Source organism: Psychromarinibacter sp. S121, assembly GCF_049801035.1.
GTDB lineage: Bacteria > Pseudomonadota > Alphaproteobacteria > Rhodobacterales > Rhodobacteraceae > Psychromarinibacter.
This window is the reverse complement of record NZ_JBNAGE010000001.1, coordinates 840,162-865,985: the sequence shown is the minus strand read 5'-3', so window position 1 is coordinate 865,985 and position 25,824 is coordinate 840,162. Positions and strand designations below refer to the sequence as shown.

Annotated in this window: 18 protein-coding genes; 8 read left to right on the top strand and 10 right to left on the bottom strand. The window is 67.6% G+C overall.

Annotated elements, in window-relative coordinates:
* The first annotated feature begins 133 nt into the window (after nt 1-133).
* Genes ACP156_RS04250 through ACP156_RS04240 form a run of 3 tightly spaced genes read left to right on the top strand, consistent with a single transcriptional unit; the run spans nt 134 to nt 4,070 of the window.
* Complete coding sequence (locus tag ACP156_RS04250) at nt 134-1,990, top strand: pentapeptide repeat-containing protein (RefSeq protein WP_425050055.1); 1,857 nt, start codon at nt 134-136, stop codon at nt 1,988-1,990.
* 56 nt (nt 1,991-2,046) lie between these two features.
* Nucleotides 2,047-3,333: a serine--tRNA ligase gene (gene serS, locus ACP156_RS04245; RefSeq protein ID WP_425050054.1), complete on the top strand. Its 1,287-nt coding sequence runs from the start codon at nt 2,047-2,049 to the stop codon at nt 3,331-3,333.
* On the top strand, nt 3,330-4,070 hold the full coding sequence (locus ACP156_RS04240) for a hypothetical protein (RefSeq protein WP_425050053.1): 741 nt from the start codon (nt 3,330-3,332) through the stop codon (nt 4,068-4,070). Before serS ends, ACP156_RS04240 begins: the two co-directional genes overlap by 4 nt.
* Before the next feature lie 152 nt (nt 4,071-4,222).
* Here the strand turns inward: ACP156_RS04240 and ACP156_RS04235 are convergent, their stop codons facing one another.
* From ACP156_RS04235 to ACP156_RS04215, 5 genes are all read right to left on the bottom strand, one after another.
* Complete coding sequence (locus tag ACP156_RS04235) at nt 4,223-5,227, bottom strand: fatty acid desaturase (protein ID WP_425050052.1); 1,005 nt, start codon at nt 5,225-5,227, stop codon at nt 4,223-4,225.
* A 60-nt stretch (nt 5,228-5,287) separates the two neighbouring features.
* Nucleotides 5,288-6,295: a fatty acid desaturase gene (locus ACP156_RS04230; protein ID WP_425050051.1), complete on the bottom strand. Its 1,008-nt coding sequence runs from the start codon at nt 6,293-6,295 to the stop codon at nt 5,288-5,290.
* 152 nt (nt 6,296-6,447) lie between these two features.
* The gene (gene der, locus ACP156_RS04225) at nt 6,448-7,923 is read right to left on the bottom strand and encodes a ribosome biogenesis GTPase Der (RefSeq protein WP_425050050.1); all 1,476 of its coding nucleotides are present in this window, start codon (nt 7,921-7,923) and stop codon (nt 6,448-6,450) included.
* A gap of 101 nt (nt 7,924-8,024) precedes the next feature.
* The gene (locus ACP156_RS04220) at nt 8,025-9,341 is read right to left on the bottom strand and encodes a PQQ-binding-like beta-propeller repeat protein (protein WP_425050818.1); all 1,317 of its coding nucleotides are present in this window, start codon (nt 9,339-9,341) and stop codon (nt 8,025-8,027) included.
* A 112-nt stretch (nt 9,342-9,453) separates the two neighbouring features.
* Entirely contained in the window at nt 9,454-10,110 is a 657-nt protein-coding gene (locus ACP156_RS04215; protein ID WP_425050049.1) for a hypothetical protein, read from the bottom strand.
* A gap of 351 nt (nt 10,111-10,461) precedes the next feature.
* Here ACP156_RS04215 and ACP156_RS04210 point away from each other — a divergent pair, with 351 nt between their 5' ends.
* The 3 genes from ACP156_RS04210 to ACP156_RS04200 all read left to right on the top strand — a co-directional run bounded on the left by ACP156_RS04210 (nt 10,462) and on the right by ACP156_RS04200 (nt 16,332).
* Nucleotides 10,462-12,117 (top strand): efflux RND transporter periplasmic adaptor subunit, encoded by a 1,656-nt coding sequence (locus ACP156_RS04210; RefSeq protein WP_425050048.1) that lies wholly within the window; start codon nt 10,462-10,464, stop codon nt 12,115-12,117.
* Between the two features lie 5 nt (nt 12,118-12,122).
* Nucleotides 12,123-15,776, top strand: a complete 3,654-nt coding sequence (locus ACP156_RS04205; RefSeq protein WP_425050817.1) for an efflux RND transporter permease subunit — start codon at nt 12,123-12,125, stop codon at nt 15,774-15,776.
* Nucleotides 15,777-15,894: 118 nt separating this feature from the next.
* Nucleotides 15,895-16,332, top strand: a complete 438-nt coding sequence (locus ACP156_RS04200) for a hypothetical protein (RefSeq protein WP_425050047.1) — start codon at nt 15,895-15,897, stop codon at nt 16,330-16,332.
* Between the two features lie 52 nt (nt 16,333-16,384).
* On the opposite strand, the gene ACP156_RS04195 is transcribed toward ACP156_RS04200, so the two are convergent.
* The 4 genes from ACP156_RS04195 to ACP156_RS04180 form a co-directional block, all read right to left on the bottom strand.
* Complete coding sequence (locus ACP156_RS04195) at nt 16,385-16,747, bottom strand: hypothetical protein (protein WP_425050046.1); 363 nt, start codon at nt 16,745-16,747, stop codon at nt 16,385-16,387.
* 148 nt (nt 16,748-16,895) lie between these two features.
* Nucleotides 16,896-19,760: an excinuclease ABC subunit UvrA gene (uvrA, locus tag ACP156_RS04190; protein ID WP_425050044.1), complete on the bottom strand. Its 2,865-nt coding sequence runs from the start codon at nt 19,758-19,760 to the stop codon at nt 16,896-16,898.
* Between the two features lie 113 nt (nt 19,761-19,873).
* A complete protein-coding gene (locus tag ACP156_RS04185; RefSeq protein ID WP_425050043.1) occupies nt 19,874-21,040 on the bottom strand; it encodes an MFS transporter in 1,167 nt (388 codons plus the stop codon).
* A gap of 210 nt (nt 21,041-21,250) precedes the next feature.
* Complete coding sequence (locus tag ACP156_RS04180; protein WP_425050042.1) at nt 21,251-21,718, bottom strand: GatB/YqeY domain-containing protein; 468 nt, start codon at nt 21,716-21,718, stop codon at nt 21,251-21,253.
* Between the two features lie 183 nt (nt 21,719-21,901).
* On the opposite strand from ACP156_RS04180, the gene carA reads away from it, so the two are divergent.
* The gene (gene carA, locus ACP156_RS04175; RefSeq protein WP_425050041.1) at nt 21,902-23,059 is read left to right on the top strand and encodes a glutamine-hydrolyzing carbamoyl-phosphate synthase small subunit; all 1,158 of its coding nucleotides are present in this window, start codon (nt 21,902-21,904) and stop codon (nt 23,057-23,059) included.
* A gap of 93 nt (nt 23,060-23,152) precedes the next feature.
* The gene (locus tag ACP156_RS04170) at nt 23,153-25,132 is read left to right on the top strand and encodes a glycosyltransferase (protein WP_425050039.1); all 1,980 of its coding nucleotides are present in this window, start codon (nt 23,153-23,155) and stop codon (nt 25,130-25,132) included.
* On the opposite strand, the gene ACP156_RS04165 is transcribed toward ACP156_RS04170, so the two are convergent.
* Nucleotides 25,107-25,748, bottom strand: coding sequence for a GntR family transcriptional regulator (locus tag ACP156_RS04165; RefSeq protein WP_425050038.1), 642 nt, complete (start codon nt 25,746-25,748; stop codon nt 25,107-25,109). The two genes, ACP156_RS04170 and ACP156_RS04165, sit on opposite strands and share 26 nt — an antisense overlap.
* Between the last annotated feature and the right edge of the window lie 76 nt (nt 25,749-25,824).

The window sequence follows — 25,824 nt, the reverse complement described above, 5'->3', positions numbered from 1 at the left end:
GATCCGGAGGGCACGTCATGAGTGCGCGGCCCCCACACGCCCAACGTGCGTCAGGTATTCCATACTCGCCCACGGCTTGGTTTCTGGCCCATTTTCGGGCACACTCCCCCTTATTTGCAACGCCAAAGCCGTTATGTCACAGCGTATTGCCAACCGCCGCGCGGCGCAGGCCCGCGCCCGCAGGCAGGCCATGCAGGTCATGGCCGACCCGCCGCCGACCGCCGACACGGTCCGGATCGACACCCTGACCCACACCGCGCGGGCAAGCTGGTTCGCGCTGTTGTCCTACCTCGCCTTCGTGGGCGTCACCCTGCTGGCGGTGTCGGACGCGGATTTCTTCAACCCCGACCAGCAGACCGCCCTGCCCCTCGTCGGCGTCTCGATCCCGACCCGGTTGTTCTTCACCCTCGCCCCGGTCCTCGGCGCGGCGCTGTTCGCCTATCACCAGTTCCACCTGCTGAAACTGTGGGAGGTGCTGGCCCATCCGCCGACCCCGGCCCGGATCGGCGGCAAGCATCTGTCGGATCTGATAACCCCCTGGCTTGTCAGCGATTTCGCGCTTGGCAACCGGCTGGACGGCGCGCTGCGCCCGCGCCCGCTGCGCAAGGCGGCGCACGTGGTCGCCCTGTGTCTCGTGTTCCTTGCCACGCCGGTGATCCTGTTCTTCTTCTGGGTCCGCTCGATGCCCGCCCACGACGAGGTTCTGACCGTCTTCTGGTGCGGCCTGCCGATGCTCGCCTCGATCTTCGTGTCGTTCAAAAGCTGGACCCGCCTGCGCCGCCTGACATGGCGCTCGCGCCGCCCGATGCGGTGGAACCTTCGGGTCTGGGCGCCGATCTGGCTGGCGGTCAGCTATGTCGGCTGGTGCGCCACCGAGCAGACGCTGGACGGCTACCTGACCGGGCTGGGCATGAGCGACGCCCGGCTCAACAACAGCGGTTTCCTGAACTGGGCCAGCCTCAACGTGTCGCCCCTGCCCCTGGTCCGCGCCAATCTCGCGGGCGTCGATCTTGTCGGCATCCCGCCCGACTGGACCGCGCGCGAACCTGCCGAGGTCGCCTTCCGCCGCAACTGGTGCGTCAGCGAGGGCATCCCGATGCCCGCCTGCGTCCTGCCCGAGCGCACGCTGTTCGGGCAGCAGGACAATTTCGAAGCCGAGCACGAATTCGTCACCGCTCAGCGGCGCAAGTGGTGCCGCGACGTGCTGTTCGGCGCGCTGGGGTCGATCGCCGACTGCACCGCCTATTTCGAGCGCGCCGAGGCCAGCCAGACCGAGGCGTGGCAGATCTACCGCGCGGCGCAGATCCGAGCGCTGGCCCGCCGCAGCCTTGCCGGGCGCGACCTGCGCCGCGCCGATCTCAGCGGCATGCGTCTGGAAGGCGTCGACCTCAGCGCCGCGCGGATGCAGGACAGCCTGCTCGAGGAAACCTCGCTGGAGGGCGCGCGGCTGCAAGAGACCCGGCTGGAGCGCGCCGACCTGACCGGCGCCCGGCTGGAGGGCGCGCAGATGCAGAACGCCAATCTGACCCGCGCCGATCTGTCCTTTGCTCGGCTGACCGACGCCGAACTCAGCTTTGCCGCGCTGGACCACGGTCGGCTCAGCAACACGTTCCTGCGCGGCGCGGTGATGCAGGTGACCTCGCTGGCGGACGCGACCATCACCCTGTCGGATTTCGAGGGCGCCAACCTTGCGATGGCCAGGCTGACCGGCGCCCGAATCGACGGCGCGTTCCTCAACGCCACCACCGAACTGGACGGGGCCGACCTGTCCTTCGCGGGGCTCACCAACCTTGACCTTCGCACGGTGCGCATCTCGCAGGACCAGATCGACAGCGCCTATGGCGACGCGACGGTGCGGCTGCCGCCCTATGTGAAGCGCCCGGCGCACTGGCCCGCGGAAGAGATCCCATGGGGCCAGTTCGAGATCCGCTGGCGCGACTGGCAGGCGGAGCAAGGCTATCAGCCCACGCCGCCGGCCCAGACACATTGACCGGCCCCCCGTTTGATGCTTTGACGCCCGCGCATCACAAGCAAAGGGCCGATCCCATGCACGACATACGTTTCATCCGCGAAAACCCCGACGTCTTCGACGCCGCTCTGGGGCGGCTGGGCGTGTCGCCGGTGTCGGCCGAGATCCTCGCCCTCGACGCCGCGCGCCGCGACGCGATCAGCAAGGCCGAGGCCGCGCTGGCGGACCGCAACGCCGCCTCCAAGCAGGTCGGCGCCGCCAAGGCAAAGGGCGACGAGGCCGAGTTCGAGCGCCTGCGCGCTCTGGTCGCCGCCAAGAAGGACGAAATCGCCGCTTTGGACGAAGAGGCCAAGGCCGGTGACGAACGCCTGCGCGACATGCTGCTGGGCCTGCCGAACATGCCGTTCGACGATGTGCCCGACGGCACCTCCGAGGACGACAACGTTGAGATCCGCCGCTGGGGCACCCCGCGCAGTTTCGACTTCACGCCGAAGGAACACTACGAGCTTGCCTGCGCGAAGGGCCTCGACTTCGAGACCGCCGCGAAGCTTTCCGGCTCGCGCTTCGTGGTCCTGCGCGGCGCGATGGCGCGGCTGCACCGGGCGCTGGCGCAGTTCATGCTGGACACCCACGTGACCGAGCACGGGCTGGCGGAAACAAACACCCCGGTGCTGGTCCGCGAAGAAGCGATGTACGGCACCAACCAGCTGCCGAAGTTCGCCGAGGACAGCTATCAGACCCGCGAGGGCTGGTGGCTGATCCCGACGTCCGAGGTCACGCTGACCAACACCGTGCGCGAGCAGATCCTTGACGAGAAAGACCTGCCGATCCGCCTGACCGCCCATTCGCTCTGTTTCCGCTCCGAAGCGGGCAGCGCGGGCAAGGACACCGCGGGCATGCTGCGCCAGCACCAGTTCGAGAAGGTCGAGATGGTATCCATCACCCATCCCGACACCTCGCTGCACGAGCACGAGCGGATGACCGGCTGCGCCGAGGCGATTCTGCAAAAGCTTGGCCTGCCCTACCGCACCATCGTTCTGTGCACCGGCGACATGGGCTTCGGCGCGAAGAAGACCCACGACATCGAGGTCTGGCTGCCCGGACAGGACACCTTCCGCGAAATCAGCTCGGTCTCGGTCTGCGGCGACTTCCAGGCGCGGCGCATGAACGCCCGCTTCCGCCCCGAGGGCGGCAAGCCGGACTACGTTCACACGCTGAACGGCTCGGGCGTCGCGGTGGGCCGCTGCCTGATCGCCGTGCTCGAAAACGGCCAGCAGCAAGACGGCTCGGTGGACTTGCCGCCGGTGCTTGCGCCCTATCTTGGGGGCAAGACCCGGATAACGGCAAACGGCGAGTTCGAGTGAGCGAAACACATACCCCCCGTCCCCCGGTCGACGACCGGGGGCGGATGAAAGCGATCATCGTGGTCACGGCGGCCATCGCCTTCGTGATGTCCCCCGTCGTGTCGCAAAGCTTCGGCGGCTTCGCGCCCGAGCAATTCCCCATCCCGCAGGATCACCCCCCGGCGCAGCCCGCGGGCTATGCCTTCGCGATCTGGTCTCTGATCTACGGCTGGCTGATCGTCCACGCGGTCTTTGGCCTCGTGAAACGCGCCGATGCGAAGGACTGGGACGCGACCCGCTGGCCGCTGGCGATCTCGCTGGTGCTGGGGGCCGCGTGGATTCCGACCGCGCTGCAATCCGTTCTGGTGGCGACCGTGCTGATCTGGCTGATGATGGGCACCGCGGTCTGGGCCTTCCTTGCCGCGCCCACGCGCGACTACTGGTGGGCGAAGGTGCCGCTGGGCCTGTATGCGGGCTGGCTGACGGCGGCGTCCTGGGTCTCGATCGCGCTGGTCGGCGCCGGCTGGGGCATCGGCCCCGGCGCGCTGGCATGGGCGTGGATCGTGCTGGTTCTCGCGCTTCTGTTCGCCGCCGCCGTCCTTACCCGCGCAGGCCGCGCGCCGGAATACGCCGCCGCCGTCGCGTGGGCCGCCGTGGGGATCGCGGTCGCGAATTTCGGCAGCCAGACCCTTTTGGCCATGGCCGCGCTGCTCGGCGCGGCAGGCATCCTCGCGCTGTCCCTTCTCGCCCGAAACTGAAGCGCCGCGCGGAGAGACCCGCGCGGCCCTATAGGCTTCTTTGGTCCGGAAATATCCTGGGGGTGAATGCGGCAAAGCCGCAGAGGGGGCGAAGCCCCCTCCAGCCTTTCACTTGCGCCCCTCCGGGGCGACGGGGACAATGCCCCCTCACCCTACTCTGCCGGGACCGCCGCAGCCGAGCGTTCTTTCGGGAACGGGACCAGCCGCTCGTGCTCTTCGTCCCACAGCTTCAGCCTGAACGACCGGATCGCTTCCGGCCATTCGATGCGCGGCATCTCCAGTTCGGGCGGCAGGTCGAAGTGGCATTTGCGCAGCCGGTAGGATGGGATCGACGGCATGAAGTGGTGGATGTCGTGATAGGCGATGTTGCCCGTCCCGATATCCCACCAATGGCCGAGGTTCAGGCAGGACGAGCCCTGCAACGTCGCCCGGCGGAAGTCGAGTTCCGGCTTCCGGTCCCAATAGGTGTCCTCGAAGTTATGCTGCAGGTAGACAAGAAACACCCCGATCATCCCTGCCAGCGCCGAGATGCCGAGGAACAGCCAGAAGCCCTGCCAGCCGAACACGGACCAGATCGCGAAAATCCAGGCGGCGAACAGCACGTTGTGGACCAACACGCTGACCACGCCGATCTTCGTGGTGTTGACCGGCCAGCGATAGGCGAAGAAATACGTCCAGATCGCCCCCACCGGGATCAGGACGAAGGGATTGCGGTACAGCCGGTAGTACAGCCGCTTCCAGAACCCCGCCTCGTTCCACTCGCGCAGGGTCATGGTGTAGATCTCGGTCGTTTCGCGGTGGTCGAGGTTCCCGAGATAGGCGTGGTGCATGTTGTGGTTGTACTGCATCGACCGGTACGGCGTCATCGCGAAGGGCGACAGCACGTAGCCCGCGACATCGTTCGCGCGCTTGGTCGAGAACAGCGAATGGTGCCCGCAGTCGTGCATCAGCACGTAAAGCCGGACCCCGGCGAAGGCGCTGACCACGATGAACGGCAAGGACAGCCAGACGCTTCGGTCGAACAGCGACAGCGCCAGCCACAAGGACGGAAAGAAAACGGCAAAGGTGCCGAAATAGCTGGCGGCGGCCAGCCAATCGTTCTTTTTCGTATATTTTAAAAGGTGTTTCCTAAGTTCCGGTGTTGCTGCGTCGCTCATGTCCAACCCCATTCGAGACGGTCTCAGCTTTCGCCCGGACAGGCGATGGCCCCACATGAGTCAGATAGTAGAATTCGCTTCAATTTGTCTAGATGCCACGGCGCCGCGCCGCGGAAACGGCGTCATTCGGCCCGCGTCCTCGTCCCACAGCTTCCAGCGCAGGCAGCCAATCGCCTCGCGGAAGCCGATCTTGCGCGAGCGGAATGTGCCTTCGAGTTCGCGGTAACACCGCTTCAAGTTGTAGCACGGGATGTTGGAATTCAGGTGGTGCAGGTCGTGATATGCAATATTCGCAGTACACAGGTCGAAGAACGCGCCGAAGTCCAGCACCGCCGAGCCCTCGACCGCCGCCTGATCGAAGGTCATGTCATCGGGGCGGCTCCAGAACACGTCCTCGAAATTGTGCTGCACGTAGGGGATCAGCACCCCGGTCGACGCGCCCAACACGACGGACCCAAGCCAGACCAGCAGGCCGGTGGTCCCGTAGGCGGACCAGATCGCCCACAGCAGCAGCGCGAGAAGAGTGTTGTGGATCAACAGGTTGCCCAACCCGGACTTCATCACGTTGCGCGGCCAGCGATAGCGCAGGACATACAGGAAGGTCGGCCCGATCAGGAAAAGAACGGTGAAACTGCGGTAAAGCCGGTAGCCGGCCTTCTGCCACCACGGCGCGGCCAAGTATTCCTCGACCGTCATCACGTAGATCTCGGTGCTGTCGCGGCGGTCCAGGTTGCCGATATGCGCGTGGTGCTGGTTGTGATTGTAGCGGATCGCCTTGTACGGCGTCAGGGTGAAGGGCGACAGAAGCGTCCCGGCGATGTCGTTCACCTTGCGCCGCGTGAAAAAGGATCCGTGGCCGCAATCGTGCTGCAGCATGTACAGCCGGACGCCGGTGACGCCGATCACGACCATCATCGGCACCGCCGCCAGCCAGTTCCCCGCCTGCGACAGTTCCAGTGCGGACACCAGCGCGCCGAGGTAAATCGCCACCGTCACACCGATGCTTACGCCCGCAATCCGGTTGTTCCGCGTCGTGTAGGCGCGGGTCCTCTGTCTCAAAGTCGTCATCGCATCGCCGGAATACCCGGCCCCCATCAATTCAATACGCGCACGCGTGAAACCCGCGCCTGAGGCGATAATTGCATCAGGGCGCGGGTTCGGGGAAGTGTTTACGACAGGAAGACTTCGGTAAAGGTCTGGAATAACTTACCGAACGCGTTTTATTTACCCGGAATCTTCTTTCCGAGGTGCTTGCGCAGGCGCGATGGCGTCGACTTCTTGCGATCTTTGTAGGGGTTCTGGTCCGCCCGGCTGCGCATGTACAGACGGATCGGCGTACCCGGCATATCGAAATCGTCGCGCAGACCGTTCACAAGGTAGCGCGAATAGCTTTCGGGTAGCTTGTCGGGATGCGAGCACATCACCACGAACCCCGGCGGCCGGGTCTTGGCCTGCGTCATGTAACGCAGACGGATGCGGCGGCCGCCCGGCGCGGGGGGCGGGTGCGCCGAGATCATGCCTTCGAGCCAGCGGTTCAGCCGCGCGGTCGACACCCGGCGGTTCCAGACCTCGTGCGCCTTCAGGACGGCGGCATGCAGCCGGTCCAGCCCGCGCCCGGTCAGGGCCGAAACGGTGATCAGCGGCGCCCCCCGAAGCTGGGGCAGCAGGCGCTCGAACGCCTCTTTCAGCTCTTTCAGCTTCTCGCCCTTGTTGTCCTCGGCGTCCCACTTGTTCACGGCGACCACGACCGCCCGGCCCTCGCGTTCGGCAAGGTCGGCGATGCGCAGGTCCTGCTGTTCGAACGGGATAGCGGCGTCCAGCAGCACGATCACGACCTCGGCGAACTTGACCGCGCGCAGGCCGTCGGCGACCGACAGCTTCTCGACCTTCTCCTGCACCTTGGCCTTCTTGCGCATGCCGGCGGTGTCGAAGATGCGGACGGGGGTGCCGTCCCAGTCGATCTTCAGCGAGATCGCGTCGCGGGTGATCCCGGCCTCGGGGCCGGTCAGCAGGCGGTCCTCGCCGAGGATCTTGTTGATCAGCGTCGACTTACCGGCGTTCGGGCGGCCCACAACGGCGACCTGAAGCGGCTTCGCCTTCGTCGGCGCGCGGTAGGCGGGCAATTCTTCGGTGCCGTCCGCGTCATCGACCTCGACGTCGATCTCGGGCGCTTCGGCCTCGGCGGCCTCGGTGCGTTCGGCGAAGGCGTCGGCGATCGGCATCAGCACCGACAGCAGGTCCCCCATCCCCTCGCCATGCTCGGCGGACAGGCGGACGGGCTCGCCAAGGCCCAGCTCGTAGGCCTCGTAGACCCCGGCGTCGGCGGCGTTGCCCTCGGCCTTGTTGGCCGCAAGGATCACGTTGGCGTTCTTGCGGCGCAGGATGTCGGCGAAAACGCGGTCGTCGGGCAGGATGCCCGCGCGCGCGTCGACAAGGAACAGGCAGATGTCGGCCATCTCGACCGCGCGCTCGGTCAGGCGGCGCATGCGGGCGGGCAGCGAGTCGTCGGTCTCGTTCTCAAGCCCGGCGGTGTCGATCACCGTGAATTTCAGGTCGCCCAGTCGCGCGTCGCCTTCGCGCAGGTCGCGCGTGACACCCGGCTGGTCGTCGACCAGCGCAAGCCGCTTGCCCACGAGGCGATTGAAAAGCGTCGACTTTCCCACGTTGGGCCGGCCGACGATGGCGAGGGTGAACATGGCCCTATCCTTGCATCCGTTTCTGCGGGTTTTGCCCGGCAGGACGGTCTACAAGACCCGGCCCCGCGGCCCGCAAGCCGCCCCCATACAGCCTAATTCGCTCAACGGAAAGCGTGAAGCTGCCCGTTTTCGCTGATCACGTACAGCGTGCCGCCCGCAACCGAGATGTTCGAGGCCGCGCCGCCCGGCAGGTCAAGCACCTGACGCGTCGCGCCGGTGGTCGGGTCGTAGGCGGTCAGAGTGCCGTCGTCCGAGGCGACCCACAGGTTGCCGCCGGCCAGAACCGGGCCGTAATAGGCGTAGATCGTTTTGCGCTTGGTCACGCGGCGGCCCGTGAAGTAGGGCAGTTCGCGCTTCCAGATCTCTTGCCCGGTTGCCGCGTCCAGCCGCACCAGTTCCGCCTGATCCGACACAAGGAACACGGATCCGCCCGCAACCCAGACCGGGCCATAGGCGCCGGTGTCCGAAGTCCAGAGCCGTTCGCCCGAAGCGACGTTCATCGCCACCGCGCGGCCCGACTGGTTGCCGGTGTACAGGATGCCGTCCACCACCACCGGGTCGGCGACGATATCGGTCACGTTGGCATAGGCCAGCCCTTTGCGGCCGCCGGACACGGTCGCGCCCCAAAGGCGCACGCCCCCCTGCCGCAGCGCCGCGACAAGTTCGCCGCTGGCGAAGGGGAAGATCGCAAGCTTGTCGGTCACCGCGGCCCCTGCCCCGCCGACCATGCCCGAGGCCGAGGGCGTGCCCGGCAGTTGCCAGCGCACGCGGCCGGACTGCGTGTCGATCGCCCATGCAACGTTGTCGCGCGAGATGACATAGACCAGACCGTCCGCCACCGTCGGGCTGGCGGTCGCGGGCGCGTCGAGGTCCTGCGCCCAGATCTCGGCGCCGGTGGCCGGGTCGATGGCGTAGACGGTGCCGTAGCCGGTGGTGACGAACAGACGGCCGCCGTCGAAAGCGATGCCGCCGCCCGAGATCGCGCCGCCGCGATGCTCGGCGGGCTCGAGGCTGCGGCTCCACGCGGTCTCGCCGTTGATGCCGGTCGCGGTCAGTTGCGCCTTGCTATCCAGCGTGAACACGTAGCCACCCGCCACGATGGGCTGCGCGGTGATGCGCAGCTTGCGGGTGTTGCCCTCGCCGATGTTGGCGGACCAGATCCGCGTCGGCTGCGGCGACAGCGCGACATGGCTGACGTTGTGCGACGGGTTCGCCGCGCGGTGGGTCCATGCGGCAAGGTTGACGGGCTGCGGCAGCGAGAAGGCGCGCGCGACCGGCACATCGGCGGTCGCGGGCTCTTCGCCCACGGTCAGACCGGTGCGGATGTCCAGCCGCTCGCCGGGCAGGATCGTTTCTTGGTTGCCGCAGGCAGCCAGCAGGCCAGCCATCGCCATCGACAGCAGGATCGGTTTCGACATCTGCACGGCTCGAGTCTCCCTCGCCAGTCCGGGCTGTCTGTCCGCCCGTTCTAATTCGTCCGGTATCGCGCCCGTCCCGGCGCGATCCGTAATATCGTTCACGCCCGGCCGCTCACGCCGCGTCCGGCGCGCCACCCAGGGCCATAATCAACTGCGTGGCCCGCTGACGCAAGGCCGAGGACGCCTCGGTGTCCTGGGTCAGCGCCCGCAGGCGGTCCAGCGCCGCATCGCGGTCGCCGGCTTCAAGTTCGGCCAGCGCGACCTGCTCTTCCGCCAGCACCCGGAACGGCGCGCCCGGCACCAGCAGCGGTTGCAGATCGGCAATCCGGTCCTCGGGCGAGGTCTCGGCGGCGGTCAGGACCACGCGCTTCAGCGTGGCCATCTGGCGGTAGACGTTCGACAGGCCCGCGTCCGCTTCGATCGCGCGCAGCGCGTCGGCGGCGGCGGCGGCGGGATCCTCGGCGGCCATCGCCTCGGCGGCGGCCAGCATCTCGACGATGGCCTGCGCGCCGCCGGTGGCGTCGACGCCCTCCAGCGCGGTCAGGCGCGCGGCGGCGTCCGGGGCGTCCAGCGCCGCAAGGATCGCGTCACCCTGAGCCTCGGCCGCGGCCCGTGTGCTGGCCTTGGTCCATTCGTTGTAGGCCGCGCCGCCCACGATCAGCAGGACCACCAACACGGCGATCCAGCCATAGCGGCGGATGTAGCCGAACAGCTTGTCGCGGCGGACCGCATCGGAAACTTCGTCGATGAAATTGTCGCTGTCGCTCAACGCGCTTCTCCGCCTGTGCTCTTCCCCCCGCATGGGTGCGGGCCCGTGGTCCGGCGCATGCCGGTTCGGGCCGCTTTTACACGCCGAGGCAGGCGGTGCAAAGGCCGCTTTGTTTCGGCTTCGCGACCGGCGCCGGAATGCCGTTGACGGGCGGACCGCCAAAGCGCTTCGCACCCTTGGCAGCAATGGGTTCCCGGCCCCGGCCGGGTGCTTGCGCCGCAGTGCAGAAGACGTTAATCTGAACCGAACGGTTTAGCTGCCGCCTGACCGGCACCCCGCCACAGTCGCCGGCGCAGGGTCCGGGCTGATGCGCGACTGAACGCCAGACAGATTTGGATAACGGACGGCCCCATGCGGATTTCCTCCCTGATCGTCGCGGGTTGCGTGATCGTCAGCCTGTACCTCGTCATCTTCGAGCGCGACGCGCTTTTGGCCTTTGCCGCAGGGGGCGCATCGGATTCCGAGATGACGGGCGAGTCTGGCGACTCTGCCGCAACCGAGGATGAACTCCCCGCGGTGCCGGTGGTCGTGCTGGCCTCGGTCGCGGAAGAGATCGAACAGGTGGTTCTGCTGCGCGGCCGCACCGAAGCGATGCGCAGCGTCGAAGTGCGGTCCGAAACCAGCGGCCGGGTGATCTCGGACCCGCTGCGCAAGGGCGCCTTTGTCGAGCAGGGCGACCTTCTGTGCGAGATCGACCCGGGCACCCGGCAGGTCAGTCAGGACGAGGCCGTGGCGCGGCTGTCCGAAGCCCGCGCCGCCCTGCCCGCCGCCCGCGCGCGGCTGGCCGAGGCCGAGGCCGCGCTGCCCGCCGCCGAAGCCGCCATCGTCGAGGCGAAAACCCGCGTCCCCGAGGCCGAAGCCCGTCTGGCCGAGGCCCGCGCCTCGGTGCCGACCGCCGAAGCCCGCCTGCTGGAAGCCGAAGCCAACGTGCCCGCCGCCGAGGCCGGTCTCGCGCAGGCCCGCGCCGGACTGCCCGCCGCCGAAGCCTCTGTCGCCGAGGCCCGCGCCCGCGTCGAGGAAGCCCGCATCAACCTGAACGCCGCCGAGCGGCTGTCGGACAACGGCTTCGCCTCGGAAGTGCGGCTGGCCTCGGCGCGCGCTGCGTCCGAAGCGGCGAAGGCCGGGCTGCAACTGGCCCTGTCGCAGCAGGAAGGCGCCAAGGCGACCGTGCAGAACGCCCTGTCGGCAGTCGAAGGCGCAAAGGCCGCTGTCTCTGCCGCCAAGGGTCAGGTCGAAAGCGCCAAGGCCGCGGTGCAATCCGCGATGTCCGGCGTCGAAGCGGCGAATGCCGGTGTGATCTCGGCCCAGTCCGGTCTGGAAGGCGCGCGCGCCGCGATCGAGACCGCGAAATCCGGCATCGAAAGCGCCAACGCGGGCATCGAAAGCGCCGAAGCCGCGGTGGCCGCCGCCGAAAAGGAAATCGGCAACCTCACCATCTCTGCCCCCTTCGACGGGCTTCTGGAAACCGACACCGCCGAACTGGGCAGCCTGCTGCAACCCGGCAGCCTGTGCGGCACGGTGATCCAGCTGAGCCCGATCAAGCTGGTGGCCTTCGTTCCCGAAGCGCAGGTCGACAAGGTGGAACTTGGCGCTCTTGCCGGCGCGCGCCTTGCCTCGGGCGGCCGCGAGGTCACGGGAGAGGTGACGTTCCTGTCGCGCTCTGCCGACACCGCCACACGCACCTTCCGCGTCGAGATCATGGTCGAGAACGAGAACCTGACCATCCGCGACGGCCAGACCGTCGAGATCGCCATCCGCGCCGCCTCGCAAACCGCGCACCTTGTGCCGCAAAGCGCGCTGACGCTGGATGACGACGGGACCATGGGCCTGCGGGTTCTGGAGGATGACAACATCGTCGGCTTCCGCCCGGTCGAGATCCTGCGCGACAGCCGCAACGGCCTGTATGTGTCGGGGCTGGAGGACGAGGCCGACATCATCGTGGTCGGGCAAGAGTTCGTGATCGCCGGCGTGCGGGTCAAGCCCACGTGGCGCGAGGCCGCGCAATGAGCGGGATGACCGGCATTGTCGGCACCGCCGCGTCGCGGGCGCGGATGGTCATCGCGTTTATCGTGATGTCCGTCGTGGCGGGCGCCATCGCCTATGCCACCCTGCCCAAGGAAGGCGAGCCGGACATCGAGATCCCAGCGATCTTCATCTCGGTCCCCTTCCCCGGCATCTCTGCCGAGGACGCCGAGAAGCTGCTGATCAAGCCGATGGAGGCCGAACTGGTCGACATCGACGGTCTGGACAAGATGTCCTCGACCGCGTCCGAGGGCTATGCCGGCGTCGCGCTGGAGTTCGAGTTCGGCTGGGACAAGACCAAGACGCTGGCCGACGTGCGCGACGCGATGAGCACCGCCGAGGCCGATTTCCCGGACGGCGCGGAACAGTATTCGATCAACGAGATCAACTTCTCGGCCTTCCCGATCGTCATCGTGAACCTGACCGGCCCGGTGCCCGAGCGCACCCTGCTGCGCGTCGCCCGAGACCTTCAGGACCGGATCGAAGGGCTGGACCCGGTGCTGGAAGCCGCGCTTGCGGGCGACCGGGACGAGATGCTTGAAGTGGTAATCGACCCGCTGCGGATGGAAGCCTACAACGTGACCGCCGCCGAACTGGTCAACGCGGTGACCCAGAACAACCTGCTGATCGCGGCGGGCGAGGTGCAGACCGATCAGGGCTCGTTCGCGGTCAAGATCCCCGCCACGCTGCAAAGCCAGCAGGACGTCTACGCCATCAAGATCGTCGGCGACGGCGACCGGTCGGTCACGCTGGGCGATCTGGCCGACATCCGCCTGACCTACGAGGACCGCGAGGGCACGGCCCGGTTCAACGGCATTGCCACCGTGGCGCTGCAGGTGGTGAAGAAGAAGGGCTACAACCTGATCGACACCGCCGATCTGGTCCGCGCCGAGGTGGAAACCGCCCGTGAGGACTGGCCCGAGGAACTGCAGGCCGCGATCACCGTTGGCACCTCGAACGACCAGAGCTTCACCGTGAAGTCGATGGTCAGCCAGCTGGAAGGCTCGGTCCTGACCGCCATCGCGCTGGTGATGATCGTTGTGCTGTCGGCTCTTGGCATCCGGTCCGCGCTTCTGGTCGGCTTCGCGATCCCAACCTCGTTCCTTCTGTGCTTCGTGCTGCTGGGCCTGATGGGCATCACCGTGTCCAACATCGTGATGTTCGGCCTGATCCTTGCCGTCGGCATGCTGGTGGACGGCGCCATCGTCGTGGTCGAATACGCCGACCGCCGCATCGACGAGGGCTCGGGCCCGATGCACGCCTATGTCGAGGCCGCGACGCGGATGTTCTGGCCGATCATCGCATCGACCGCGACCACGCTTTGCGCCTTCCTGCCGATGCTGTTCTGGCCCGGTGTCGCGGGCGAGTTCATGGGCATGCTGCCGGTCACGCTGATCTTCGTGCTGGCCGCCTCTCTGGTGGTCGCGCTGATCTTCCTGCCGGTGATGGGCGGCGTCGCGGGCCGCATCAGCCGCGTCTTCGACCGCACCTCGGGCTGGCTGCGGCGCGCCGTGCCGTGGTGGATCGTCCGCGCGGCGATCGCCGCCGTGGCGGCCTATCTGGTGTTCCTCGGCGCGATGCAGGTGCTGAACCCCGCCTACCTGTTCGGCGGCGGCGAGGCCCCGGTGCCCGGCGCCGTCGGCCTGCTGCTGGGCGCGGCGGTGTTCCTGTTCGGCGCGATCTGGACCGGCATCGCGATGCAGTCCGTCCGCATCCAGCGCCCGCCCCGCCGCATCTCAACCCGCACGCGGCACACGCTGTTCGGCTGGCTGATCAAGTTCATCGTCGGCAACCCGATCATGCCGCTGGTCACCATCGGCCTTGTGATCTTCTTCGTCGGCGCCGTGTTCTCGTTCTACGGCAAGAACAACCTCGGCACCGAGTTCTTCGCGGAATCCGAGCCCGAGCAGGCCATCGTCTACGTCAAGGCGCGCGGCAACCTCTCGCTGGCCGAGAAGGACGCGCTGGTGAAGCAGGTCGAGGACATCGTGATCGCGGTCCCCGGCGTCGACAGCGTGTTCTCCTTCGCCGGCGACGGCGGGCTGAACACCAACACCGGCGGCAGTCAGGCCCCGCGCGACGCCATCGGCCAAATTCAGCTTGAACTCGTCCGCTGGGAAGACCGCCCCCGCACCGTCGAGGAGTCCACCTTCTTCGGCCTGATCGACATCGAGGAAGTCGCCGAGGACTTTGACGGCGACTACATCCTCGCCGAGATCGAGCGGCGTCTGGCCGGGCTGCCGGGCATCCGGACCGAGATCCTGAACCTGTCGATGGGCCCCGCCTCGGCCAAGCCGGTACACCTGCGGCTGAAGGGCGAGAACCTCGAAGAGCTCCAGATCGCCGCCGAGATGGTGCGGACGCAGTTCGAGGCGACCGAGGGCCTGATCGACATCGAGGACACGCTTCCCCTGCCCGGCATCGACTGGCAGATCGACGTCGACGTCGAGGCCGCCGGCCGCTATGGCGCCGACGTCGCCACCGTGGGCGGCATGGTGCAGCTGGTGACGCGCGGCCTGCTGCTGGACACCATGCGCGTGCCCTCGTCCGACGAAGAGATCGAGATCCGCGTCCGCTTCCCCGAACAGGACCGCCTGCTGTCGACGCTGGACACGCTGAAGGTCCGCACCGCCGACGGTCTGATCCCGCTGTCCAACTTCGTCACCCGCCGCCCGGTCGAGAAGCTGGCCCAGATCGACCGCGTGGACCAGAAACGCTATTACGACGTGAAGGCCGGTGTCGCGCCCGGACTGACCACCACCGGCACCGGCCCGGACGGCGCGGACCGCGAAGTGCTGATCAGCCCGAACGAGCGGATCGAGACGCTGACCGCGTGGCTGGAAAGCGACGCCGTCGACCTGCCCGCGGGCGTGACATGGGAATGGACCGGCGATCAGGAGGATCAGGCGGAAAGCCTCGCCTTCCTGCAAACCGCCTTCGGCGGCGCGCTGTTCTTGATGTTCATCATCCTGCTGGCGCAGTTCAACTCGTTCTACAACTCGGTGCTTGTGCTGCTGGCGGTCGTCCTGTCCACCACCGGCGTTCTGATCGGCATGCTGGTCATGCAGCAGCCCTTCTCGATCATCATGACCGGCACCGGGATCGTCGCGCTCGCCGGGATCGTGGTGAACAACAACATCGTGCTGATCGACACCTTCCAGGAATACTCGCGCTACATGCCGCAGATCGAGGCGATCATCCGCACCGCGGAACAGCGCCTGCGGCCGGTGATCCTGACCACGCTGACCACCATGGCGGGCCTGACGCCGATGATGCTGGGCCTGTCGCTGGACTTCATCGGCGGCGGTTACTCGATCAACTCACCCACCTCGCTGTGGTGGAAGCAGCTTGCGACCGCGGTTGTCTTCGGCCTCGGCATCGCGACGGTGCTGACGCTGGTGCTGACCCCCTCGCTGCTGGCGGTGCGGGCCTGGGCCGGACGCTATGCCCATGGCATCGCCGCGCTGCTGGCGCGCCTGTCGATGCCGCGCGGGTCCGCCGCCGCCCGCGACTGGGCGCTGCGCCGGGCCGCGCGCCGTACCCGCCTGCCCGAGATCCTGTGGGACATCGACGCGCCCGCCGCGCCGGCGCGCCCGACCGAGGACGAACCCAACCTCGGTGCGCGGATGCGGGCCGCCGAATAACCGGCCTGTCGCGACGTCAGTCTGAATGACGCGACAGATCGCGCGCCCTCGCGCGTTCTACCTCTGACATGCCCGATACCGGGGCCAATCCGGACCGGGCCAAATGACGGAGGTTGAAATGAAAGCAGGATATATCCTTACCACGGCGGCAGCCCTGGCAATGGTCGCCGGCGGTGCGCTGGCACAGGGCGGCGCGCCAAGATCCCCCGGCGACGGCCCGCAGGGCGGCGTCACCTGCCCCTCGGGCCAACGCGCCCCGAACGGCGGCTGCGCCAGTGGCACTCCGGGCAACGGCGCGAACCGCCCCGCCGACAATCGTCCCGAACAGGCGCGTCCCGCCCCGGATCGCCCGAGGGTCGAGGCCGCGGCGCCGAAACCCGGCTTCAACCCGGGCGACGCCGTTGCCGCGGACATGCGCAAGGTCCCCGACCCACGCCGCTTCGGGCTGGATCCGAACAAGCACTACGTCCGCCATGGCGATACATTCTATCAGGTGGACCCGCAAAGCCGCGAGATCCTCGCCTTCGTCGGCGCCCTCGCCGACCTGATGAACTGAAGGACCTGATCTGCGCCCGCCGGCGGCCCCGCGCCGCCGGTCCGGGGGTCGGTCAGGGCTCGACCCCAAGATGCGCGGCAAGCTTCCGGCAATAGCCGAACCAGTCCTGCGCTTCTTCCGACAACACGAAAAACAATCCGCGCCCGTCCCAGCCTGCGGCGGCGTCGGCGTACAGCGCGGCGACCCGCTTCAGCCCGTCGCCATGCCCCTCGCGCGCGGCCTGCGCCACGGCGGCGGCATAATAAGCGTCCCGCGCGGCGGTCAGTCGCATGCCCTTCTCACCCGACCGCCGTTCCGGCGCGCGCCGGTTCGACAGGTCCATCAGCGCCGCGCATTGCGCAAGGCTCTGGCTATAGGGCTGCCCCGCACCGGCAGGCGTGGCAACAAGCAGCAAGGCAATGATCGCGTAACGCACCGATCCCTCCGATACCGAACGCCAGCAGGTAACCACCGCATTCGGGCATCTTTGGGACCCGCATCTTCTTTGGTCAGGAAATATCCCGGGGGGAGGCCGCAGGCCGGGGGGCAGAGCCCCCTTCAGCGCGCGCGACCGGCCGCGACGCCTATTCGGCCGCGACCTTGCCCTTCTTCGGCGCCAGCATCGGTTTGAGGTAATGCCCGGTGTGGCTCTCGGCCACATCGGCCACATGCTCGGGCGTTCCCTCGGCCACGATGGTGCCGCCGCCATCGCCGCCCTCGGGGCCGATGTCGATGATCCAGTCCGCCGTCTTGATGACGTCGAGGTTGTGCTCGATCACCACCACCGAGTTGCCCTGGTCCACCAGTTCGTGCAGCACCTCGAGAAGCTTGTTCACGTCCTCGAAATGCAGCCCCGTGGTCGGCTCGTCGAGGATGTACAGCGTGCGGCCCGTCGACCGCTTGGACAGTTCCTTCGACAGCTTCACCCGCTGCGCCTCGCCGCCCGACAGCGTCGTGGCCTGCTGGCCGACCTTGATATAGTCAAGACCCACCCGGTGCAGCGCGTCCATCTTGTCGCGGATCGAGGGCACCGCCTTGAAGAACTCGCGCGCCTCTTCGACGGTCATGTCCAGCACGTCGGCGATGGACTTGCCCTTGAACTTCACCTCCAGCGTCTCGCGGTTATAGCGCTGACCGTTGCAGGTCTCGCAGGTGACATAGACGTCCGGCAGGAAGTGCATCTCGATCTTGATGACGCCGTCGCCCTGGCACGCCTCGCAGCGGCCACCCTTCACGTTGAAGCTGAACCGCCCCGGCTTGTAGCCGCGCGCCTTCGCCTCGGGCAGACCGGCGAACCAGTCGCGGATCGGGGTGAATGCACCGGTGTAGGTGGCCGGGTTCGACCGCGGCGTGCGCCCGATGGGGCGCTGGTCGATGTCGATGACCTTGTCCAGATGCTCCAGCCCCTTGATCGTCTCGCAGGGCGCGGGCGTCTGGCGGGCGCCGTTCAGCCGCATCGAGGCGGTCTTGAACAAGGTTTCGATGGTCAGGGTCGACTTGCCGCCGCCCGACACGCCGGAGACGCAGACGAACTTGCCCAGCGGGAACTTGGCGGTCACGTCCTTCAGGTTGTTGCCGGTGGCCTTGACCACCGTCACCGCCTTCTTGTTCCCCTTGCGCCGGGTCGCGGGCACCGAGATCTCGCGCACGCCGGTCAGGTACTGGCCGGTGATCGAATCCGGGTTCGCCGCGATCTCGGCGGGCGTGCCCGACGCCACGACCGACCCGCCATGCACCCCCGCGCCGGGGCCGATGTCGAGCACGTAATCGGCTTCGCGGATGGCTTCCTCGTCGTGTTCCACCACGATCACCGTGTTGCCCTGGTCGCGCAGGTTCTTCAGCGTGCCCAGCAGCCGGTCGTTGTCGCGCTGGTGCAGGCCGATAGAGGGCTCGTCCAGCACGTACAGCACGCCGGTCAGGCCGCTGCCGATCTGGCTGGCCAGACGGATACGCTGGCTCTCGCCGCCCGACAGGGTGCCCGCGTTGCGCGACAGGGTCAGGTATTCGAGGCCCACGTTGTTCAGGAAGCCCAGACGCTCGCGGATCTCTTTCAGGATGGCGCGGGCGATCTCGTTCTTCTGCTTGGTCAGGTGCTCGGGCACCGTCTCGCACCAAGCGAAGGCTTCCTTGATCGACATCTCGACCACCTGACCCACGTGCAGCCCGGCGATCTTCACCGCCAGCGCCTCTTCCCGCAGACGATAGCCGCCGCAGGCGCCACAGGAGCGGTTGTTCTGGTAGCGCTCGAACTCTTCGCGGACCCAGCTGGAATCGGTCTCGCGATAGCGCCGTTCCATGTTGGGGATCACGCCTTCGAACGGGCGCGACACCTGATAGACCCGGCCGCCCTCGTCATAGCGGAACTGGATCTCTTCCTTGCCGGACCCGTACAGGAAGACCTTCTGCACCGCTTCGGGCAGGTCCTTCCACTTGGTGTTCTTGTCGAAGTCGTAATGCTTCGCGATGGCCTCGATGGTCTGCAGGAAATAGGGCGACTTGCCCTTCCGCCACGGCGCCAGCGCGCCGTTGTAGATCGTCAGGTTCTGGTCCGGCACCACAAGGCGCTCGTCGAAGAACAGCTCGACGCCAAGGCCGTCGCAGGACGGGCACGCCCCGAAGGGCGCGTTGAACGAGAACAGGCGCGGCTCGATCTCGGGGATGGTGAAGCCACTGACCGGACAGGCGAAATTCTCGGAGAAGGTGATCCGCTCGGGCTCTCCCTCTTTCGGCGCGGTTTCCAGGATCGCGATGCCGTCGGCGAGGTCCAGCGCGGTGCGGAAGCTGTCGGCAAGGCGCGTCTCCAGCCCCTCGCGCACCACGATGCGGTCGACGACCACGTCGATGTCATGGCGGAACTTCTTGTCCAGCGTCGGCGGCTCGTCGAGTTCATAGAACGCGCCGTTCACCTTCACCCGCTGGAAGCCCTGCTTGCGAAGCTCGACGAACTCTTTTTTGTACTCGCCCTTGCGGTCCCGGACGATGGGCGCCAGCAGGTAGCCCCGCGTGCCCTCTTCCATCGTCATGACCCGGTCGACCATGTCCTGCACCTGCTGCGCCTCGATCGGCAGGCCGGTGGCGGGGGAATAGGGCGTGCCGGCGCGGGCGAACAGAAGGCGCAGGTAGTCGTAGATCTCGGTCACCGTGCCGACGGTGGAACGCGGGTTCTTCGAGGTGGTCTTCTGCTCGATGGAAATCGCGGGCGACAGGCCCGAGATGTGATCGACGTCGGGCTTTTCCATCATGTCGAGGAACTGGCGGGCGTAGGCCGACAGCGATTCAACGTAGCGGCGCTGCCCCTCGGCATAGATGGTGTCGAAGGCCAGAGAGGACTTGCCCGAGCCCGACAGGCCGGTGATCACCACCAGCTCGTCGCGCGGAATGTCCACGTCGATGCCCTTCAGATTGTGCTCGCGCGCGCCGCGCACTTCGATCTTCTTCAGATCAGCCATCGGATACCCCTTAACCGCCGCCTAACAGTTAACCCACGGCGCGCGAGTCTCCAATCGAAAATTGGAACATTGCGCGAACATCCACAGGTTCCTTGCCGGATTGTCAGCAGCCGTCAGGCGATCTGCCCGTCGCGTCGGCGCTGCAGGGCCAGATGTACGCCCGCGCCGGCAAGAAACAAGAGGCAGAGCATCACCATCAGCCCGCCGTAGCCGGAAACCGCGATCACCGAGACCATCAGCGGCGTGCCGATGGTGTTGCCGAGGTTGCCCGCCTGCGCCATGCCGCCATTGGCCAGCGCCCTGTCCTCGAGCGTCGGGTTCAGCTGCGGCACCACGCTGAAGCCCGACCCCTGCACCAGCCCCAACGTCGCGCCCAGCGCCAGGAACAGGACGGGGCTGCCCGGCACCGCCCACAGCGCCACAGCCACCACCGCGCAGGCGGCGAAACCCGCGACCGAGACGGTCACCGCCGACACCCGCCGCAACAGCCAGACGCCCAGCGTCATCGAGGTCGCGAGCGAGGCCAGCGGCATCAGCCCCAGCACCAGCGCCCGGCTGCCTTCCGGCAGGAAGGGCGCGAGCACGGTCAGGACGGCGACGAAGCATGTGGTGTAAAACAGCCAGCCCCAGGCTGCCGCGCCGATGGCGGGGCTGCGGTAGATCCGGGCGTGGGCGGTCAGCAGCTCACCCTGTTTCAGCGGCGTGGCGACGCCCTTGCGCACCCGTGGCAGGATCGGCCAGAGCACCGCCGCCATCACCGCCATGTAGACCGCATGCGCCCCGATCACCGCCGCCAGCCCGAACCGGGCCGCCGCCGGGATACCGGCCCATGCCAGCACCGCGAACGCCACGGCGAAGAAAGTGCTCCAGATCGTCAGCGCCAGCGGGCGGTCGCTTTCGCGCGTCACTTCGGCGATCATCGTCGGCGCCGCGACCACGATGGCCAGATGCGCCGCGCCCTCGACGACTCGGCTGGCGAGGAACAGCCACAGGGGCGGAAAGGTGGCCTGGAAGGCCGACATCGCCGCGCCGGCGCACAGCGCGGTCAGCAGCGCCCGGCGATATCCGATCCGCGCCACCAGCACGCCCGCAACGACGCCCAGAAGGATGCCGAGAAACCCCACCAGCGACACCGCGAACCCCAGCGAGGTGCCGGCCTGCGGATAGGCCTCGGGCAGCCGGTCGAACACGACGCTCAGCTTGCCGTACTGCCCCGCCGCGCCCAGCCCGGCCGCCCAGATCAGCAGCACCAGCCGCCAGTCGGTCCTGTCCGTTTCCATCGCGTCGCCCCCGGATCCTGTCGGGTCCGGTTAATCAGGTTCGGCAGCGCAGCGCCAGTCCCTGGGGGCCGGAGGGGGCTCTGCCCCCGCCGCGCCCTGCGCGGCCCCCCGAGGTATTTGAAAAGAGAAGAAAGAGACGGCCCAAACGCGAAACTCCGCCGCGGCGCCGGGCCGGGCGGAGTTTCGTTTCGGTTCACGGAAGACCGCCCGTCAGGAGGCGAGCCGGTCCTTGACCATCGGGCCCACCTGACCAAAGTCCATGCGCCCGGTGTATTGCGATTTCAGCTCGCCCATCACCTTGCCCATGTCGCGGATCGAGTTGGCGTCGGTCTTGGCGATCGCCTTGTCGACCGCCGCGGCGACCTCGTCCTCGGTCAGCTGCTTGGGCAGGAAATCCTCGATCACGACGATCTCGTCCCGCTCGCGCTCGGCGAGGTCGAGGCGTCCGCCTTCCTCGTAGGCGCGGGCGCTTTCCTGCCGCTGCTTGACCATCTTGCCGAGGATGCCAAGCACGTCGGCGTCGCCCACGCCGTTCGCGTTGTCCTCGCCCTCGCCCCTCAGGGCGATGTCCTTGTCCTTGATCGCGGCGTTGATCAGGCGCAGCGTCGACAGGCGCGCGGCATCCTTGCTCTTCATCGCATCCTTCAGCGCAGAGCCGATCCTGGTGCGCATATCCATACGTGCGGGTCCTCTCCCCTTGAGGTTTCGCAAATCCGTAACATACAGTGCCGCGCTGCGGCGCGCAACTGGCCGCATTTATTGCAAGTCATTGAAATTGCTACGTTACGCGAATCCCGTGATGGGTTGATTCCCGCCCCGGCTGGCCTTAGGTTCCGCGCGATCACGAACAAGGAGTCGCACATGCCCCTCTCGCGCGGACCGGACAATGCAACCGCATGCCTTGCGCTTGCTGATGGCACGCTGTTTTACGGCCGCGGCTTCGGCGCCGCCGGCCAGACGACGGCGGAGCTGTGCTTCAACACCGCGATGACCGGCTATCAGGAGATCATGACCGATCCTTCCTACGCCGGGCAGATCGTGACCTTCACCTTCCCGCATGTGGGCAACGTCGGCGTGAACCCCGACGATGACGAGACGCAGGACCCGGTGGCCGAGGGCATGGTCGTCAAGTGGGACCCGACCGAGCCGTCGAACTGGCGCGCCGCAGAACGGCTGACCGACTGGCTGGCCAAGCGGGGCCGGATCGCCATCGGCGGCATCGACACCCGGCGCCTGACCCGCGCGATCCGCCAGCAGGGCGCGCCGCATGTCGCGCTGGCGCACAGCCCCGACGGCGAGTTCGACCTGGAGGCGCTGGTCGCCGCCGCGCGCGATTTCCGCGGGCTGGTGGGGCTGGACCTTGCCAAGGACGTGACCTGCGCCCAGTCGTACCGCTGGGACCAGATGCGGTGGGCGTGGCCCGACGGCTTCCCGACCCGCAGCACCCCCGGCCACAAGGTCGTCGCCATCGACTATGGCGCGAAACGCAACATCCTGCGCTGCCTTGCCTCGGCGGGCTGCGACGTCACCGTGCTGCCCGCGACCGCGACGGCGGAAGAGGTGATGGCGCATGAACCGGCGGGCCTGTTCCTGTCGAACGGCCCGGGCGACCCGGCGGCGACCGGCGAATACGCGGTGCCGATGATCCGCGATATCCTCGACAAGACCGACATGCCGGTGTTCGGCATCTGCCTTGGCCACCAGATGCTGGCCCGCGCGCTTGGCGCCAGCACGGTCAAGATGAACCACGGCCACCACGGCGCGAACCACCCGGTGAAGGATCTGGAAACCGGCAAGGTCGAGATCACCTCGATGAACCATGGCTTTACCGTGGACAGCCAGACCCTGCCCGCCGACGTGATCGAAAGCCACGTGTCGCTGTTCGACGGCTCGAACTGCGGCATCCGGCACCGCGACCGCCCGGTGTTCTCGGTCCAGTACCACCCCGAGGCCAGCCCGGGGCCGCAGGACAGCTATTACCTGTTCGAGCGCTTCGTCGCCGCGATCGAGGGCCGCTGACCCACGCCGAAACCGACCGCGGTTAAGCGAAATTTAACGTAACACACGGATCTTCCGGCGAAGTCAGAACGAGGCTTCGCCGTGGAGAATCCTATGGGCCTTCGGTCCGTTCCGGGTGGCAGAGACCTGCCGCACCGGCCGACCGCCAGCGGCCATTCCGCCCCCCAGCATTCCGGCCAGCCGCGGCCCCGGCTGGGGCAGATCCTTGTCGACGCGGGCGCGCTGTCCCCCGCCGTCCGCGATGCGGCGCTTGCAAGGCAGGCGCGGGTCGATGCCCGGCTGGGCGACATCCTCATGGCGGACGGCGCGATCGACCGGCCGCTGTTGCATGCCTCGCTTGCCCGCCAGTTCGGCGCGGATCTGGCCAACCTTGCCGCCCAGCCCCCCGACCCCGTGCTGGTCGCGATGCTGGGTGCGGACACCTGCCTGTCGCTGGGGCTGCTGCCATGGCGGCGAAGCGGTGGCGCGGTGGACATCGCCAGCGCCCGCCCCGAGGCGTTCGAGCGGCACCGCCCAAGGCTGGAACGGCTGTTCGGCCCGGTACGGATGGCGGTGACCGGCGATCTGGAGATCCACGACGCGATCTGGCGCCTGCGCCCGGCCGAGCTTGTCAGCCGGGCCGAAACGCGAGTGCCCGCCGCTGAAAGCTGCCGGACCATGGCGTTCTCGCCCGCGCGGGCGCATCCGCTGGCGCTGGCGGCGGCGTTTCTGTGCCTTGTGCTGGTGTTCTTTCACCCGATGCCGGCGCTGCGGTTCCTGACGTTCTGGGCGATCGTCACGTTACTGGCCAACAGCCTGCTGAAAGGCGCGGCGCTGGCGCGGCATCTGGTCCGCACCCGCACCGCCCCGCCCGAGGCCGAGATGCCCATCGTCGCGCGCAAGCCGCGTATCTCGCTGCTGGTGCCGCTGTTCCGGGAACGGCGCATCGCCGGGCGGCTGATCGCGCGGCTGGACCGGCTGGATTACCCGCGCGAATTGCTGGACATCCTGCTGGTGGTCGAGGCGGACGACGCCGTGACCCGAGAGACGCTGGCGGGGCTGGATATGCCGCCGCATATGCGCTGTGTCACGGTGCCCGGCGGCAGCATCAAGACCAAGCCGCGCGCGCTGAACTATGCGCTGGATTTCTGCCGGGGCAGCATCGTGGGCGTCTACGATGCCGAGGATGCGCCCGACCCGGACCAGTTGAACCAGGTGGTGCGGCGGTTTCACCGGCGCGGGCCGGATCTGGCCTGCGTGCAGGCGACGCTGGATTTCTACAACAGCCGGTCGAACTGGCTCGCCCGCTGCTTCGCGGTGGAATACGCGGCGTGGTTCCGGGTGGTGCTGCCGGGCCTGACCGGGCTGGGGCTGGTGGCGCCGCTGGGGGGCACATCGCTGTTCTTCCGCCGCGCGGTGCTGGAAGAACTGGGCGGCTGGGACGCGCATAACGTGACAGAGGACGCGGACCTTGGCGTGCGGCTGGCGCGGCATGGCTACCGGACCGAATTCATCGGTTCCGTCACCTCGGAAGAGGCCAACTGCCGCGCGCTGCCGTGGATCCGGCAGCGGTCGCGCTGGCTGAAGGGCTACATGATGACATGGGCGGTTCACATGCGGCGCCCCCTAAAACTGCTGAAACAGCTTGGGCCACGGCGGTTCCTCGGGTTTCAGATGCTGTTTCTCGGCACCATCTCGCAGTTCCTGCTGGCGCCCTTCCTGTGGCTGTTCTGGCTGCTGCCCTTCGGAATGCAGCACCCCTTTGCGCCCGCCTTCGGACCCGCGATCATGGTCGGGCTGCTGACCGCCTTCCTGCTGTCAGAGGCGATCTCGATCGCGGTGGGGCTGGTCGCGGTGCGCGGGCCCGAGCACCGGCACCTGATGCCATGGGTGCTGACCCTGCATTTCTATTTCCCGCTGGCGGCGCTAGCCGCCTACAAGGGCTTGTTCGAGCTGCTGACCTGGCCGTTCTACTGGGACAAGACCGAACACGGGATCTACCCCGAGACCGAGCCCGACGCTTCCGCCGTGCCGCGCGTTGCGAAAGGGGAAGGAGAGCCCGCCGCCGTCACGCGCCGTCGGCGTCGCGCCTGAGCCGGGTCTCGAACGCTTTCGAGATATGCGCCCGCAGCGCGGCATAGGCGGCGTCGCCATCCCCTGCCCCGATCGCATCGACGATCGCCTGATGCTCGGCCAACGCGGTCTCTCCCCGCCCCTCCACCGCAAGCGAGGTGGTCGCCAGAAGCGCCATCGATCGGTGCACGAGGTCCAGCTGCTGCACCAGATAGCGGTTGTGCGAGGCAAGGTGGATCTGCTTGTGAAACCGCTTGTTCGCCTGGCTCAGCGCCGAGGGGTCGTTCAGCAAGGCGCGGTCGTCGGCCACCATCTCGTTCAGCACCCGCACCTCTTCCGGCGTCGCGTGCTTGGCCGCTAGCCGCGCCGCCAGCCCTTCAAGCTCGGTGCGGACGACGTACAACTCTGCCAGCTGGTTGTGATCCAGCGAGGCCACGATCAGCGACCGCCCGTCGCGGGTCAGCAGCGACTGCGTTTCAAGCCGCTGCAACGCCTCGCGGATCGGGGTGCGCGACACGCCGAACCGCTCTGCCAGTTCGCTTTCCACCAGCCGGTCGCCAGGGCGATACAGCCCCACGTCGATGGCTTCGAGGATCAGCGCATAGGCATCCTTCTGCGGGGTCTTCGGCGCGGTCATGTCTTTCCTTCCGGGTGAGTTCGATACGTTAGGCCCGCCGCGCGGCAATGTTCAAGCTTTCGCGGTGGACGCGACC